The following is a 17091-nucleotide window of genomic DNA, read 5'->3' as shown; positions in this document are numbered from 1 at the left end:
GCTCCTTCCATTCCGCACGCTGGCCGTGCCTACCAGGATGTTGTCCATGTTCTGTTTCCGCCCGTTGTCCCTTGCTGTGCTGTTCGCCTGCGCACCGCTGTCCGCTGCTGCAGCCGAACGTGCCGATCTGCTGATCCGCAATGCCACCGTGGTCGATGTGGAGCACGCCCGCACCCTGCCGGGGCAGAGCGTGGTGATCCGCGGCGAGACGATTGTTGCGGTCGGCCCTGACGCAGGGCTGGAGGGCCAGTGGCGCGCGGACCGGCAGCTGGATGCGCAGGGGAAGTACCTGATTCCGGGACTGTGGGACATGCATGTGCACTTCGGTGGAGGCCCTGCGCTGATCGAAGAGAACAAGGCACTGCTGCCGCTGTACGTCGCCCATGGCATCACCACCGTGCGCGACTGTTCGGGTGATCTGCCGCAGCAGGTGCTGCAGTGGCGTGGCGAGATCGCCGCCGGCACACTGTTCGGTCCACGCCTGCTCAGCTCCGGCGCCAAGATCGAAGGCATCAAGCCGGTCTGGAAGGGGACGATCGAAGTCGGCAGCCGCGCCGATGCCGATCAGGCGATCACGCGCCTGCAGCGCGACAAGGTCGACTTCGTCAAGATCACGGACAGTACGCTGACACCGGAACTTTTCCTGTACTCGGCCGCCGCCGCGCGCAAGGCAGGATTCAGGGCATCGGGCCATATCCCAATGGCGCTGACCGTGGAGCAGGCGGTCGATGCTGGCCTGGCGTCGATCGAACACCTGGACTATGCGTTCAAGGCGGGCAGCAGGGATGAGGCGCGGATTGCAGCCGATTTCGGCGCCGGACGTATCGATCGTGCGGAAGCCAACCGGCAGCTGGATGCCAGTTTCGACCGTGACACCGCGATGCGCGCGTATCGTGATTTCGCCCGTCGAGGCGTGTTCGTGACGCCCACACTCAACGGCGGACGCATTCTCGACTTCCTCGACCAGGACGATCATGCCCACGATCCCTATCTGGCCTACATCGGCCCAGGCCTGCGTGCCACCTACCAGTGGCGCGTGGAGCGTGCGGCCAAGGCCACGCCGGCACAGATCCAGGCGCGGCATGCGCAGTACCGGCAGGTGGCCGCGGTGCTGCCGATGCTTCAGGAAGCGGGTGTGACGATCATTGCAGGCACCGACGCCGGCTTCCTCAATTCGTTCAACTATCCCGGGATCGGACTGCACCAGGAACTGCAGCTGTTCGTGCAGGAAGGGCTGACACCGCCCCAGGCCCTGTCAGCGGCCACGCGGTCTGGCCCGGCCTGGTTCGGGCAGATGGATCGCTACGGCAGCGTGACCACGGGCAAGGCTGCGGACCTGGTACTGCTCACCGCCAATCCGCTGCAGGACATCGCCGCGACCCGGAAGATCGACAGCGTGATCCTGCGCGGCCACGTGCATGATCGTGCAGCGCTGGACAAGTTGCTGGCCGACACCCGCGCGCGCGTGGCCGCGTGGAACGATGAAGCAGACAAGGCCCGATCAGCGGACTGAACGCAGTCATCGTTGTAGTGATGAGGGGAACGGGGGAGTCGCCACGCGTTGCTGCGGGCACTCCCGACCGTTCCTTCGTTCGTTTTGCGCTGCGCAAAACGAGCCTGAAGCGTCAATTGGGATCGCATTTTTTCCCACTGAAAACGGGTGTTCCAGCGTAATGACGTGCCAACTGCGTCACAGAGCTTTCAACGACCTGCGCGATGAAGGCCGCATGCACGCGATCTGCATGGAACGTTCACTTCGACGCGGTGTATACCCTCCCGCAGCGGACGGGGAGCAATGGCCGACGTCCGACGGCCCTGACCGCGTCGCTGAACGCGCGTCGGCGATTCCAGACAAGAGGATTGTCGTTCATGCATCTGCATCTCGCGCCCACGCTGTAGCGCTGCATCGCACCACGACCGGGCGCGTCGCATCGCTGCATCCGGTCGCCTGAAGATTCCGAAGCACGTATCCGGCAGCAGGCGTTTTGCCCGTTGGCGGTGGCTTCGCGCGAAAACATATCCATTCCGTGCCGCCGTGCCAGCGTGATCGCTGTGCGTGACGTCGTTGTGCGCATGGCGGTGCGCCTGTAGAGAGGAATGTCCCATGGCCATCCGCGTCAAGGTTGTCCCGGCAAGCGAGTCGATCAGCTCCGATACCGCCGCCACCACCGTCCTCAATGATGTCGTGACGCTGCAGCAGAGCAGCAACGTCGCACTGGACATCGATCCAGACCAGGTCGCCGGCTACGTGAAGGACGGCCAGGATCTCGTGGTGCAGCTGAAGACCGGCGAGAACGTCCGCATCGTCAACTTCTATGCTGAAGGACAATCGCCCAGCCATCTGTTCCTGGTGGATGACAAGAAGCTCGTGGCCGTCGATCTGCCGGCGGTGGCCAGCGATGGGCCGTTGGCGGCCAGCTATCTGCCGCAGGAGACGCTGGCTGGGTTCGAGTCGCTGACTGCAGCGGGCGCGGGCGCGGGCAGTGGCATCAGTGGTGCGATGGTGCTGGGCGGGCTGGCCGCGGTCGGCGCAGCGGTGGCGTTGGCCGACAGCGGCGGCGGTGGTGGTGGCGGATCGGCGAATCCACCGCAGAATCCCCCGGTACCCGATACCACGCCGCCGGCCGCACCCACCGGGCTGGCATTCAGTGCAGACGGCCGGACGCTTACCGGCAGCGGTGAAGTCGGTGCCACGGTGCGCGTCGATACCAATGGTGACGGGCAGCCTGATGCGACCGGAACGGTGGGTGCCGATGGGCGATTCAGTGTCACCCTGTCGCCGCCGTTGACCAACGGCGAGAGCGTCAGCGTGACGCTGGTCGATGCCGCCGGCAACGTGAGCGGACCGGGGCAGGCGACGGCCCCCGATACGACACCGCCTGCAGCGGCCAGCAACGTGGTGGTGGCTGACGACGGCAGCAGCATCAGCGGCAGCGGTGAGCCGGGAGCAACGGTGGGCGTGGATACCGATGGCGATGGCCAGCCCGATGCCACCGTGGTGATCGGCGGCGACGGCCAGTTCACGGTACCACTGGATCCACCGCTGACCCAAGGCGAGACGATCAGCGTGGTAGTGACCGATCCGGCCGGCAACAGCAGTCCGCCGGTCACGGTGCAGGCGCCCGACTATCCCGACGCGCCGCTGGTGAATGCCAGCAATGGCAGTGTGATTTCCGGAACGGCGGGCGCGGGCCTGACCATCCTGCTTACGGATGGCGATGGCAATCCGATCGGCCAGACGGTAGCGGATGCGGGCGGCAACTGGAGCTTCACGCCGCCTGCGGCGCTTGCTGATGGAACCGTGGTCACTGCCGTGGCCCAGAATGCGGCCGGCAATACCAGCCCCGCCACGTCGATCACCATCGATGGCGTTGCGCCTGCCGCACCGGTCATCGATCCAAGCAACGGCACGACGATCAGCGGTAGCGCCGAGGCCGGCAGCACGGTGACCCTCACCGACGGCAATGGCAACCCGATCGGCCAGGTCACCGCCGATGGCGATGGCCACTGGAGTTTCACCCCGGGCACGCCGTTGCCGGACGGCACGGTGGTGAATGCCACCGCAACCGATCCGGCCGGCAACACCAGCGGCCAGGGAAGCATCACGGTCGATGCGGTCGCGCCGTCCACGCCTACCGTGGAGCCCAGCAATGGCGGCACGCTCACGGGCACCGCCGAGCCCGGAAGCACGGTGGTGCTGACCGACGGCAACGGCAATCCGATTGCGGAAGTCGCCGTCGATGGCAGCGGCAACTGGAGCTATACCCCCGGCACGCCGCTGCCCGATGGCACGGTGGTCACGGTGGTTGCCGAGGATGCCTCAGGCAACAGCAGCCCGCCGGCAACGGTCACCGTGGATTCGCAGCCGCCTGCCGCGCCCATACTCGAGGCCAGCAACGGCACCACGCTCAGCGGAACCGCCGAGCCCGGCAGCACGGTCACCTTGACCGATGGCAACGGTAATCCGATCGGGCAGGTCACCGCCGACGGCAATGGTGACTGGAGCTTCACCCCGGCCACGCCGCTTCCGAACGGCACCGTGGTCAACGCCAGTGCCACGGACGCCACCGGCAACACCGGCCCCGGCGCCAGCATCATCGTCGACGCGGTCGCTCCGGCCGCCCCGGTCGTCCTTCCCAGCAACGGCACGAGCATCAGCGGTACGGCCGAGCCCGGCAGTACCGTGACGCTGACTGACGGCAGCGGCACTCCAATAGGCCAGACCACCACTGACGGCAACGGCAACTGGAGCTTCACCCCGGCCACGCCACTGCCGGACGGTACCGTGATCAATGCCACCGCCACCGACGCGGCAGGCAACACCGGCGGGCAGGGCGGCACCACGGTGGATGCGGTGCCACCGGCCGCGCCTGTGCTGAACCTGAGCAACGGCAGCGCAGTCACGGGTACCGCCGAGCCTGGCAGCAGGGTGATCCTCACCGATGGCAATGGTGATCCGATTGCCAGCGTAACGGTGGATGGAAGCGGCAACTGGAGCTACACGCCCGCCACGCCGCTGCCCAACGGGACGGTGGTCAACGCCGTGGCAGTGGATGGCTCCGGCAACGCCAGCGTCGGCAGCAGCGTCACCATCGACTCGCAGGCGCCGTCGGCGCCCGTGCTCGACGTCAGCAATGGCACCCTGATCGTAGGCACCGCCGAGCCGGGAAGCACGGTGACGCTCACCGACGGCAATGGCAATCTCATTGCGCAGGTCACCGCCGATGGCTTTGGCGACTGGACCTTCACTCCGGCGACGCCGCTTCCTGATGGCACCGTGATCAACGCCACGGCCACCGATGCCACCGGCAACACCAGTGCGCCTTCGTCGATCACGGTCGATGCCGTCGCACCTGCCGCACCCGTGGTCAACCCGAGCAATGGCATCACGCTCACTGGCACGGCCGAGCCGGGCAGTGTCGTCACGTTGATCGATGGCAGCGGTAATCCCTTCGGTCAGGCCCCGGTCGACAGCAACGGCAACTGGTCGTTCCCGCTCGCTACGCCGCTGCCCGATGGCAGCGTCGTCAGCGCGACCGCCACCGATGCCTCTGGCAATACCAGCGGCGCGACCAGCATCACCGTGGACGCGCTGCCACCGGCGACGCCGGTGCTGAATCCCAGCAACGGCAACACGGTCAGCGGTACCGCCGAGCCCAACAGCACGATCATCCTCACTGACGGCAACGGTGGCCTGATCGCGGAGGTCACCGTCGATGGCAGCGGCAACTGGAGCTACACGCCGGCCACCCCGCTGCCCGATGGCACCGTCGTCACGGCCGTGGCGGTGGACGCGGCAGGCAATACCAGTCCGCCGTCCACCGTCTCTGTCGATGCCAGTGCGCCGCCGGCGCCGGTCATCGATCCCAGCAACGGCACCACCGTCAGTGGTACTGCCGAAGCTGGCAGCACGGTCATCCTGACCGACGGCAGCGGCAATCCGATTGGCCAGGTCACCGCCGACGGCAGTGGCAACTGGAGCTTCACTCCCGGCACGCCGCTGCCGGACGGGACGGTGATCGTGGCGACCGCCACCGATGCCACCGGCAATATCGGTCCCCAGGCGGCCATCACCGTCGATGCGCTGCCGCCGCCGGCCCCCGTGCTCGAACCGAGCAATGGCACGACGATCACCGGCACCGCCGAGGCCGGCGCCACGGTGATCCTCACCGATGGCAACGGCAACCCGATCGGACAGACCACTGCCGATGGCAGCGGCAACTGGAGCTTCACCCCGGCCACGGCACTGCCTGACGGCACGGTGGTCAACGCGGTCGCGCAGGATGCGGCCGGCAACACCGGCCCGCAGGGCAGCACCACGGTCGATGCGGTGGCGCCGCCAACGCCGGTCGTCAATGCCAGCAATGGCAACGTCCTCACCGGTACCGCCGAACCGAACAGCACCGTGACGCTGACCGACGGCGACGGCAATCCGATCGGGCAGGCCACTGTCGATGGCAGTGGCAACTGGAGCTTCAGCCCCGCCACGCCGCTGCCCGATGGCACGGTGGTCAACGTCACCGCGACCGATGCAGCAGGCAACACCAGCGCACCGGCAAGCACCACCGTCGACAGCTCGCTGCCCTCGATTCCGCTGATCGATCCCAGCAACGGTTCGGTGATCAGCGGTACTGCAGATCCGGGCAATACGGTCATCATCACCGATGGCAGCGGCAACCCGATCGGCCAGGTCACGGCTGACGGCAGTGGCAACTGGTCGTTCACCCCGGGCGTACCGCTGCCCGATGGGACCGTGGTCAACGTGATCGCGCGCAGTCCTTCGGGTGTCGACAGTGCGCCGGCGGCCATCACCATCGATGGCGTTGCGCCGCCGGCGCCCGTGATCGATCCCAGCAATGGGGTCGAGATCAGTGGCACTGCGGAAGCCAATGCGGTCATCGTGCTGACCGACGGCAGCGGCACTCCGATCGGGCAGACCACGGCCGATGGCAGCGGTAACTGGAGCTTCACCCCGGCCACGCCATTGCCCGACGGCACGGTGGTCAACGCCATCGCGACGGACCCGGCCGGCAACAGCAGTGGCCCGGCCAGCATCACCGTGGATGCGTTGGCACCGCCGGCACCGGTGATCAACGCCAGCAACGGCGTGGTGATCAGCGGCACCGCCGAAGCCGGTGCGATAGTGATTCTCACCGATGGCAACGGCAACCCGATCGGGCAGACCACGACCGATGGCAGCGGCAACTGGAGCTTCACCCCCGCCACAGCGCTGCCGGACGGCACGGTGATCACCGCGGTCGCCCAGGATGCGGCGGGCAACACCAGTGGCCCGGCAAGCACCACGGTGGACGCGGTGGCACCGCCGGCGCCGGTGATCGACCCGAGCAACGGCAGTGTGGTAAGCGGTACGGCCGAAGCCGGTGCCACGGTGATCCTCACCGATGGCAGCGGCAACCCGATCGGGCAGACCACGGCCGATGGCAGTGGCAACTGGAGCTTCACTCCGGCCACGCCATTGCCCGATGGCACGGTGGTCAACGCCATCGCGACGGACCCGGCCGGCAACAGCAGCGGCCCCGCCAGTACCACCGTCGATGCGGTGGCGCCGCCGGCGCCGGCGATCAACGCCAGCAACGGTGCGGTGATCAGCGGTACCGCCGAAGCCGGCGCGACGGTGGTCCTGACCGATGGCAATGGCGATCCGATCGGGCAGACCACCGCCGATGGCAGTGGCAACTGGTCGTTCACGCCCGGCACGCCGCTGCCCGATGGCACCGTGATCACGGCGGTGGCCCAGGATGCGGCAGGCAACGCGAGTGGCCCGGCCACGACCACCGTGGATACGGTGGCGCCGCCGGCGCCGGTGCTCGACCCGAGCAACGGCAGTGTGGTGAGCGGTACAGCCGAAGCCGGTGCCACAGTGATCCTGACCGATGGCAGTGGCAACCCGATCGGCCAGACCACCGCCGATGGCGCCGGCAACTGGAGCTACACGCCGGCTACACCGTTGCCGAATGGCACGGTGATCACTGCGGTGGCACAGGATGCGGCGGGCAACGGCAGCGGCGCGGCCAGTACCACGGTCGATTCGGTCGCGCCGCCGGCACCGACGATCGACGCGAGCAACGGCAGCGTCATCAGCGGCACCGCCGAAGCCGGTGCGACAGTGATCCTCACTGACGGCAACGGTATTCCGATTGGGCAGACCATCGCCGATGGCAGTGGTAACTGGTCGTTCACGCCCGGCACGCCTCTGCCCGATGGCACCGTCATCAATGCACTGGCGCGCGACGCGGCCGGCAACAACAGCAGCCCGGTCAGCACGACCGTCGATGCGGTCGCGCCCTCGGCGCCGACGCTCGATGCCAGCAACGGCACGGTGATCACCGGCACCGTCGAGCCCGGCGTGAAGGTGATCCTGACCGACGGCAACGGTGATCCCATCGGCGAAGCCATCGCCGATGGCAGCGGCAACTGGAGCTTCACCCCGGCTACGCCGCTGCCCGACGGCACCGTGATCAATGCCATCGCGCAGGATGCGGCGGGCAACAACAGCGGCCCGGCCACCACCACGGTGGATGCGGTGGCGCCGCCGGCCCCGGTGATCGACCCGAGCAACGGCAGCGTCATCAGCGGTACGGCTGAAGCCGGCGCCACGGTGATCCTCACCGATGGCAATGGCGCTCCGATCGGGCAGACCACCGCCGATGGCAGTGGCAACTGGAGCTTCACTCCCGGTGCGCCGCTGCCCGATGGCACCGTGATCAACGCGGTGGCGCAGGATGCGGCGGGCAATAGCAGTGGCCCGGCCACCACCACGGTGGACGCTGTGGCGCCGCCGGCCCCGGTGATCGACCCGAGCAATGGCAGCGTCATCAGCGGCACGGCTGAAGCCGGCGCCACGGTGATCCTCACCGATGGCAGTGGCAACCCGATCGGGCAGGCTATCGCCGATGGCAGCGGCAACTGGAGCTTCACTCCTGGTGCGCCGCTACCCGACGGCACCGTCATCAACGCGGTGGCACAGGATCCCGCAGGCAATACCAGCGGCCCGGCCACCACCACGGTGGATGCGGTGGCGCCGCCGGCCCCGGTGATCGATCCGAGCAACGGCAGCGTCATCAGCGGTACGGCTGAAGCCGGCGCCACGGTGATCCTCACCGATGGCAATGGCGATCCGATCGGGCAAGCTATCGCCGATGGCAGTGGCAACTGGAGCTTCACCCCTGGAGCGCCGCTGCCCGATGGCACTGTGATCAACGCGGTGGCGCAGGATGCGGCGGGCAACAGCAGCGGCCCGGCCACCACCACGGTGGATGCGGTGGCGCCGCCGGCCCCGGTGATCGACCCGAGCAATGGCAGCGTCATCACTGGCACCGCTGAAGCCGGTGCAACAGTGATCCTGACCGATGGCAACGGCGATCCCATCGGCGAAACCACCGCCGATGGCAGCGGCAACTGGAGCTTCACTCCTGGAGCGCCGCTGCCCGACGGCACCGTGATCAACGCGGTGGCGCAGGATGCGGCGGGCAATACCAGCGGCCCGGCCACCACCACGGTGGACGCGGTGGCGCCGCCGGCACCGGTGATCGACCCGAGCAACGGCAGTGTCATCACTGGCACGGCCGAAGCGGGTGCCACGGTGATCCTCACCGATGGCAACGGCGATCCGATCGGGCAGGCTATCGCCGATGGCAGCGGCAACTGGAGCGTCACTCCTGGAGCGCCGCTGCCCGACGGCACCGTGATCAACGCGGTGGCACAGGATCCCGCAGGCAATACCAGCGGCCCGGCCACCACCACGGTGGATGCGGTGGCGCCGCCGGCCCCGGTGATCGATCCGAGCAACGGCAGCGTCATCACTGGCACCGCTGAAGCCGGTGCAACAGTGATCCTCACCGATGGCAACGGCGATCCCATCGGCGAAACCACCGCCGATGGCAGCGGCAACTGGAGCTTCACCCCTGGAGCGCCGCTGCCCGATGGCACCGTGATCAACGCGGTGGCCCAGGATGCGGCGGGCAATAGCAGCGGCCCGGCCACCACCACGGTGGACGCGGTGGCGCCGCCGGCACCGGTGATCGACCCGAGCAACGGCAGTGTCATCACTGGCACGGCCGAAGCGGGTGCCACGGTGATCCTCACCGATGGCAACGGCGATCCGATCGGGCAGGCTATCGCCGATGGCAGCGGCAACTGGAGCTTCACTCCTGAAGCGCCGCTGCCCGATGGCACCGTGATCAACGCGGTGGCCCAGGATGCGGCGGGCAACAACAGCGGCCCGGCCACCACCACGGTGGACGCCGTGGCGCCGCCGGCGCCGCTGCTCAGCGTGAGTGCTGACGGTGCGCTGCTGAGCGGCACGGCCGAGCCCAACAGCCAGGTCCGGATTGTGGTCAATGGAGACACCGCGAATCCGATCACCGTCAATGTGGATGGCAGCGGCAACTTCAGCCTGCCGTTCGCACCACCGTTGATTGCCGGCGAGCTGATCTCTGCGGTCGCGATCGATCTGGCGGGCAATACCAGCGGTCCGGCGACGATCAATGCCCCCGATCTTGCGCCACCGGACATCAGCGTGCCGGAGGCCGCCGACACGTGGATCAATGCTGCGGAAATCGGCGACGGCATCCAGGTCGACGTGACCGTTCGCCCGACGATGCAGGTCGGGCAGGTCATCACCGTCAGGTTCGCGGGCCAGAACGGCTACGAGGCCGATGTCAGCCACACCCTGACCGCTGCGGACATCGCGGCCGGTTCGGTGACCGTGACCTTGACGCCGCCCGCTGGCATGGGGCCGTTCCCGGAAGGCGCATCGACCATCACCGCCGAAGTCGCCGGTGGCACCGCATCGGCGCCGGAAGCCTTCACCATCGATACGGTTCCACCCGCAACCCCGGTGCTGTCGCTGGTCGGCAATCTGCTGACCATTTCCGCCGAACCCGGCACCGAGTTGACGGTCACGCTGACGGTAGGAGGTGTGACGGCCACGGCGACGGTCACCGCCGACAACAGTGGCCTGGCGTCGCTGAACCTGCTCACCGATCTGGATATCGACTTCACCTGGGACCAGCTGCTCAACGCACAGGTGTCGGTCGTGGGCAGTGATCCGGCTGGCAATCCGAGCAACGTGGCCAGCATCGGCATCGGCACCAGCATCGAACAGCCGGTCACCATCGGCAACTTCGGGGTGGACGTCAGCCTCAATCCTCTCAGTCCGCGCTTTGGCTTCAGTGGCACCACCGAGCCGGATTCGAGCGTTGTGATCCGGGTGATCACGCCTGCGCTGAACGTCGAGCTGCTGCCGATCCAGGCCGATTCCTCCGGCAACTTCTCGCTGAACCTGCTCAGTCCGACCATCCTCAGCCAGCTCGGGTTGAACATCACCGATATCCTCAACCTTGGGTCGCAGATATCCTTCAATCTGGTATCTACCGATTCCAACGGCAACGACAGCGCTGCCTACGGCGTCACGCTGAGTCCGAACGGCCTGTCGTTGAACATCGGTCAGATCGATGTCAACGGTACATCCGGAAATGACGTACTGTCCGGCGCCAACGGCAGTTCCGAGCACATCAACGGCGGCGATGGCAGCGATCTGATCTTCAACGTCGGCAGCGGCGATCACGTGGTCGCCGGCAACGGCGACGACGCGATCCAGATCACCGCCACCAACTTCGTCAGCATCGATGGAGGGGCTGGATTCGACACCCTGATCCTGGCCAATGGCATCGACCTGGACTACAACTCGGCTGGTGTGGGCACGCTCAGCAACATCGAGCGCATCGATCTGGGCACGGGAGATTCGGGCAGCGTGCTCACCCTCACTGCGGCGGAGGTGGCGGCGATCACCGATGGCAACGACACGCTGCAGATCACCGGCGAGAGCAACGATGTGCTGAACGTCATCGGTGCGGTCAACACCGGAACCACCCAGTTGATCAATGGTGTGACCTACGACGTGTACACCTTTGGCAGCACCACGCTGCTGGTGGAGGACAACTCGGTGCAGGTGGTGGCCTGATGCCGCAACGGCGGAGCCGAAGGCGGTGGGCAGGAGGAGCGTTCGCGCTCCTCCTGCTGTGCGGCCTGCCGGCGGGGGCCAGTGCGATGAGTGTGGAGCAGGCTGTGCAGACCGGACTGGCGATCCATCCCCGGGTGCGTGCGGCGCTGAGCGAAGCGGAACGGGCAGGCACCGACGTGAAAATCGCACGGGGGGGCTACTTTCCCGCACTGCAGATCTCCGGCGGACCGCAGGCCGGACACATGTCCGAAATGGTGTACGACGTCACGCTGTCGCAGATGCTGTTCGACTGGGGCCGGACGCGCAGCCAGGTCGAGGCCGCCAGTGCGACCCAGCGCCGCTATCTGGCAGCGCTGGAGGTCGCCCGGGACGACGCAGCGCTGGATATCATCGAGACCTACCTGGACGTGCTGGTCGCCCGCGAAAGAGTGGTGGCCGTGCGTGACTTCCTGCAGCGGATCGAGGGCGTCCGCGGCATGGCCCGCGACCGCAGCGGCAGCGGCTACGCCGACCGCACCGAGCTGGATCGCGCGCAGCTGGAGTTCGCCCGCGGCCAGGACCAGCTGGCGTTCGAGGAAGGCGCCTTGCGCGATGCCAACAACCAGCTGGCCCTGCTGCTGGGCCGGGATCCTGGCCCGCTGCAGGCGCCGGACCTGCCTGCCGGACGGCGGGCGTGGCAGCGTGACGGCCTGGATGCAGCAATCGAGGCCGCGCCGCTGCTGCGGGAATCGCGCGAGGATGCCGCGGCAGCCGAGGCGGAGCTGGCGGAATCGCGCGCGGCATTGAAGCCACAGCTCAACGTGGAGGCATCGGCGCTGCGCCGCGAGATCGGCGGGCAGATGGAGAACGATTCGGTGGTTTCGCTGCGCCTGCGCATGGATGTCCTGCGCGGCTTCAGCAATTTCCAGCGGCCGGCGGCGGCCCGGCAGCGACTGGAGGCGGCGCAGTGGAGTGCCGACGCCACCCGCCGTGATCTGCGGCGCAAGATGCGCACCTTGTTCGACAACGCCGATGCGCTGGTACTGCGTGAGCAGGCGCTGCAGCAACAGGTGGAGGAGTCCACGCACGTCGGCGGCCTGTATCACGACCAGTTCCAGGTCGGACGCCGCGACATCATCGATCTGCTCAGCGTGCAGCGCGAGCGGATGGAGGCCGAACGCCAGCTGGCAACTCTGCGCATGGAGCGGGTCCGTATCGATTATCGCGCTGCCGCCCAGATCGGGCAGCTGGGTGAGTTGCTTGGAGGGAGGACGCATGCAGACGCCGCGCATTGAATCGACTACCACCGGCAGCGGCAACACGCCGCGCGACCCGCTGCAGGATGGCCTGCTGCTGCTGTGCGAGCGGCTGGGCCGGCCACTGGGTGCTGCCGAGCTGGTTGACGGCATTGCTCTGGAGCAGGGGCGGCTGCCATTGCAGCGGGTGCCACGCGCGCTGCGGCGGGCGGACCTGAACGCGCGCGTGGAGGCCTTCGAGCTGACCGACATCGACGCCTATCTGCTGCCGGTCCTGCTGCTGCTGAACAATGGGAACACGCTGTTGTTGACGGCGATCAGCGATGACCAGGCGCAGGTGGAGGTGCCACAGGCCGAGGGTGGCACACAGGCCATGCCGCTGCAGGCACTGCAGGCGCTGTACAGTGGTACGGCAGTGTTCGCCAAACCGCGCTTCCGCTCGGATGGCCGGGTCGGCGATTTCGCCGCGGGCCGGGGCGAGCACTGGTTCTACGGGCCACTGCGTCAGCTGTGGCGCTCCTATGTCGAGGTGGGGGCCGCCGCATTCGTGGCCAACCTGCTGGCCATCGCGACGGCGATATTCGCCATGCAGGTCTATGACCGGGTGGTGCCGGTGGCAGCGTTCGACACGCTGTGGGTGCTGGCCAGTGGCGTTGCCCTGGCGGTCATCATCGAAGGGGTGCTGCGCGTCCTGCGCGGGCAGCTGCTGCATGTGCTCGGCAAGCGCATGGACCTGCAGCTGGGAACGCTGCTGTTCGCCCGCGTGCTCGGTACCCGGATCAACGCCAAGCCGGCGTCGATGGGGGCATTCAGTACGCAGGTGCGCGAGTTTGAGGGCGTGCGTGATTTCTTCACCTCGTCCACCGCTGCGCTGCTCAGCGACCTGCCGTTCGTGTTCGTGTTCCTGCTGCTGATCGCCCTGATCGGTGGGCATGTGGTCTGGGTGCCGGTGGTGGCCTGTGTCCTGATGGTGCTGCCGGGCGTGCTCGCGCAGCGCCGGCTGGGTGAGCTGTCGCGGCAGAATCTGCGCGAAGGGGCGATGAAGAACAGCGTGCTGCTGGAGGCCTTTGAACACCTGGAATCAGTAAAGGCCACGCGTGCCGAAGGCCGCAGCCTGAAGCACTGGGAAAGCCTGACGGCGCAGCTGGCGGGAACGGCATTGAAGACAAGTACGCTCACCGCCAGCCTCAGCCATGGCGCGGCCGTGGTGCAGCAGCTTGCGTATGTGGGTGTGGTTGCCTTCGGTGTCTACCGCATCAATGACGGTGCGATGACCGTGGGCGCACTGGTGGCGTGCTCGATCCTGTCATCGCGGGCGATCGCGCCGCTGGCGCAGGTTGCGGCGGTGCTGGGACGCTGGCAGCACACCCGCGTCGCCATGGAGGGGCTGGACCAGTTGATGGGCGCCGAGCAGGAGCGCCCACAGGGTGCCCGCTTCGTGCACCGGCCGCGCCTGCAGGGTGCCTACCAGCTGCACGATGTCCGCCTGGCGCTGGGCGAAGGGCCGTGGGTGGTCGACGTGCATGCGCTGTCCATCGCACCTGGGCAGCGGGTGGCGCTGCTGGGCGGCAACGGTGCGGGCAAGTCCAGCCTGCTGCGCGTGCTGTCCGGACTGGTGACGCCGCAGCAGGGACGCCTGTTGCTGGACGACGTGGCGCTGGCACAGATCGATCCCGGTGACCGTGCACGGAACATTGGTTATCTGCCGCAGGACGTGGCGTTGTTCCATGGCAGCCTGCGCGACAACCTCAATCTGGAAGGTGCCGCCTGGCGGGATGAGGAGCTGCTGGAGGCGCTGGACGCGGTGGGCATGGGGCCTTTCGTGCGCGGCAATCCGTTGGGGCTGGACCAGCTGGTGATGGGCAACGGCAGCCTGTCCGGTGGCCAGCGCCAGGCCATCGGCCTGGCCCGGGTGATCCTGCAGGATCCGCCTGTCGTGCTGCTGGATGAGCCCACCGCCGCCTTCGACCAGCAGAGCGAGACCCATGTCATCCAGTTCCTGCAGCGTTGGCTCGGCCAGCGCACTCTGGTACTGACCACCCACAAGCGCAGCATGCTGGCCCTCGTCGAGCGTGCCGTGGTGATGCGCAACGGCAGGATCATCATGGACGGCCCATTGGAGCAGGTGGTGCAGGGCAACCAGGTGCAGCCGATCGCCGCGGTCGCAGGAGGACATCATGGTTGAGCGGCAGAAGCGTTCGCAGCGACTGCGGCGCGAGCTTGCGGATCCACTGCTGGCGTCCACGCATCCCGTGTACCGACCGCTGTTGTGGGTGCTGCTGGCGACGGTGGCCATCGCCGTGGGCTGGGCCGCGCTTGCGCAGCTGGACCAGGTGACCCGTGGCGAGGGCAGGGTGGTGCCGTACAGCCGCATGCAGAAGATCCAGAGCCTGGAAGGCGGCATCCTCGATCGCCTGCTGGTGAAGGAGGGAGACCTGGTCGAAGTGGGCCAGCCGCTGGTGAGGCTGGAGGAAACCCACTTCCGCACCAACTACGAGGAATCGGCCAACCAGTCGCAGGTGCTGCGGGCCGCAATCGCGCGACTGGATGCGGAGGTGCTGGGCAAAGGTGCCATCGAGTTCCCGGACGACATTCCGGCCGAGAGCGCGCTGGCACGTTCGGAGCGGGAGCTGTACCAGTCCCGCCGTGCGACATTGCAGCAGAGTTCGGCAGCCATCGGCCAGCAGCTGTCGATCGCGCGCGACCAGCTGCGGATCGTGCGGCCGCTGGTCGCGCGCAACGCCGTCAGCCAGATGGAAGAGTTGAAGCTGACCCAGGAAATCGCCACGTTGACCGGCAAGCTCAGCGAGTTGCGCAACACCTATTTCCAGGAAGCCTATACCGAACGCTCCAAGCTGAAGGCGGAGTTGTCCGCACTGGAGCCGATCGTGCACCAGCGGCAGGACCAGCTGCGGCGCACCGAGATCCTGTCGCCCGTGCGTGGGCGGGTCAACACGGTGCTGATCAATACCCGCGGTGGCGTGATTCCTCCCGGCGAGCCGATCATGGAGGTGATTCCGGTGGAGGAACGGCTGCTGGTGGAAGCCCGCGTCAAGCCGCGCGACGTCGCGTTCCTGGTGCCGGGCATGCCGGCCAAGGTCAAGATCACCGCCTATGACTACACCATCTACGGCGAACTCAGCGGCACCGTCGAGCAGATCAGTGCCGATACCATCGAGGAGGATACGCCGCGGGGCAAGGAATCGTTCTACCAGGTGCTGATCCGCACCGATGGCAGCCAGCTGCGGCGGCACGGCGAGGCCCTGCCGATCATTCCCGGCATGGTGGCGGATGTGGACATCCTGACCGGCAAGCGCAGCGTCCTGAACTACCTGCTGCGACCGTTGATCAAGGCGCGGTTGAACTGAGACCGGGAGTCGGCCGCATGCCATGCAGCTGCGGCAGGGCGGCCTTCATCGCATCGATGAAGGCGCGCAGCCGCGCCGGCTGCTGGCGCGCGGCAGGAAACACCACATGCACCGGCAGGGGCGGCGCTTCCCAGCCCGGCAACAACTGGACCAGGCGGCCGTGCGCCAGATCCTCGGCGACCAGCCAGGCCGATACCACCGCCGCACCCAGGCCCGCACGCGCCGCCTGCTGGACCACGAACAGGTTGTCACTGAGCAGGCGCGGCGTGATCGACAGTGTGTGCGGACGCCCGCGTGCGTCGTGCAGCAGCAGGCGTTCGCGGTAGTAGGTGACGAGGGAGATCCACGGCAATGCCTGCGCCTGTGCAGCGGTGGTCACCGCATCGGGATCGACCAGCGAAGGCGCGGCGACCACGATGCGTGGGACTTCGGCCAGCGGCAGCGCGACCATGCGTGGCTCGTCCACCGGGCCGACCCGCACCGCACAGTCGACGCCCTCGGCAATGAAGTCCGGGCGCCGGTCTTCGAGGATCCACTCCAGGCTCAACTGTGGATGCCGGGCGAGGAAGGCGAGCATGGTCGGCAGCAGCTGTGCCTGTCCAAACGCATGCGGCACCATCACACGCAGGCGCCCACGCAGCACGTCGGGTTGTCCCTGCAGTTCGGCCTGGAGCGTTTCCCATTCCTCCACCACCCGCTGCGCGTGCCGCTGGCAGCGCATGCCCCCCTCGGTCAGCTGCAGACCATGCGTGGACCGGTGCAGCAGTCGCAGGCCCAGTTGCCGTTCCAGTGCCTGCAGGCGGCGGCTCACGGTGGGCTGGGTGGTACCCAGCTGCGCGGCGGCGGCAGACAGGCTGCCGGCGTCGACGATGCGCAGGAAGGTGCGCAGCAGGTCGAGCCGGTCGGCGCCCGGGGCCATGTCCATCATACGCACCATGTATGAAAAGTATTCATTTGATCCTACTACAGACGTGAGGCGAATAGGCGCAGGCTACCTCCCGTT

At 67.5% G+C, this 17091-nt stretch carries 6 protein-coding genes; 5 read left to right on the top strand and 1 reads right to left on the bottom strand.

The annotated features are described in order from the left end of the window. Window positions 1-46: 46 nt before the first annotated feature. The 5 genes from N5J29_RS15110 to N5J29_RS15090 all read left to right on the top strand — a co-directional run bounded on the left by N5J29_RS15110 (window position 47) and on the right by N5J29_RS15090 (window position 16088). The gene (locus tag N5J29_RS15110; RefSeq protein ID WP_164151816.1) at window positions 47-1513 is read left to right on the top strand and encodes an amidohydrolase family protein; all 1467 of its coding nucleotides are present in this window, start codon (window positions 47-49) and stop codon (window positions 1511-1513) included. A 591-nt stretch (window positions 1514-2104) separates the two neighbouring features. Continuing rightward, complete coding sequence (locus tag N5J29_RS15105) at window positions 2105-11485, top strand: Ig-like domain-containing protein (protein ID WP_279924467.1); 9381 nt, start codon at window positions 2105-2107, stop codon at window positions 11483-11485. Window positions 11486-11571: 86 nt separating this feature from the next. Then, window positions 11572-12759, top strand: coding sequence for a TolC family protein (locus N5J29_RS15100; RefSeq protein WP_279924466.1), 1188 nt, complete (start codon window positions 11572-11574; stop codon window positions 12757-12759). Beyond that, window positions 12740-14905, top strand: coding sequence for a type I secretion system permease/ATPase (locus N5J29_RS15095; RefSeq protein WP_164152513.1), 2166 nt, complete (start codon window positions 12740-12742; stop codon window positions 14903-14905). The genes N5J29_RS15100 and N5J29_RS15095 overlap by 20 nt, the downstream gene beginning before the upstream one ends. Next, a complete protein-coding gene (locus tag N5J29_RS15090) occupies window positions 14898-16088 on the top strand; it encodes an HlyD family efflux transporter periplasmic adaptor subunit (RefSeq protein ID WP_164152514.1) in 1191 nt (396 codons plus the stop codon). Before N5J29_RS15095 ends, N5J29_RS15090 begins: the two co-directional genes overlap by 8 nt. Here N5J29_RS15090 and N5J29_RS15085 read toward each other — a convergent pair. Next, entirely contained in the window at window positions 16069-17016 is a 948-nt protein-coding gene (locus tag N5J29_RS15085) for a LysR family transcriptional regulator (protein WP_164152580.1), read from the bottom strand. The two genes, N5J29_RS15090 and N5J29_RS15085, sit on opposite strands and share 20 nt — an antisense overlap. Window positions 17017-17091: the final 75 nt, after the last annotated feature.

The sequence above is a fragment of the Stenotrophomonas sp. GD03680 genome, from assembly GCF_029844625.1.
GTDB lineage: Bacteria > Pseudomonadota > Gammaproteobacteria > Xanthomonadales > Xanthomonadaceae > Stenotrophomonas > Stenotrophomonas maltophilia_P.
The sequence above is the reverse complement of the archived record's forward strand: the minus strand, read 5'-3'. Positions and strand labels throughout refer to the sequence as shown.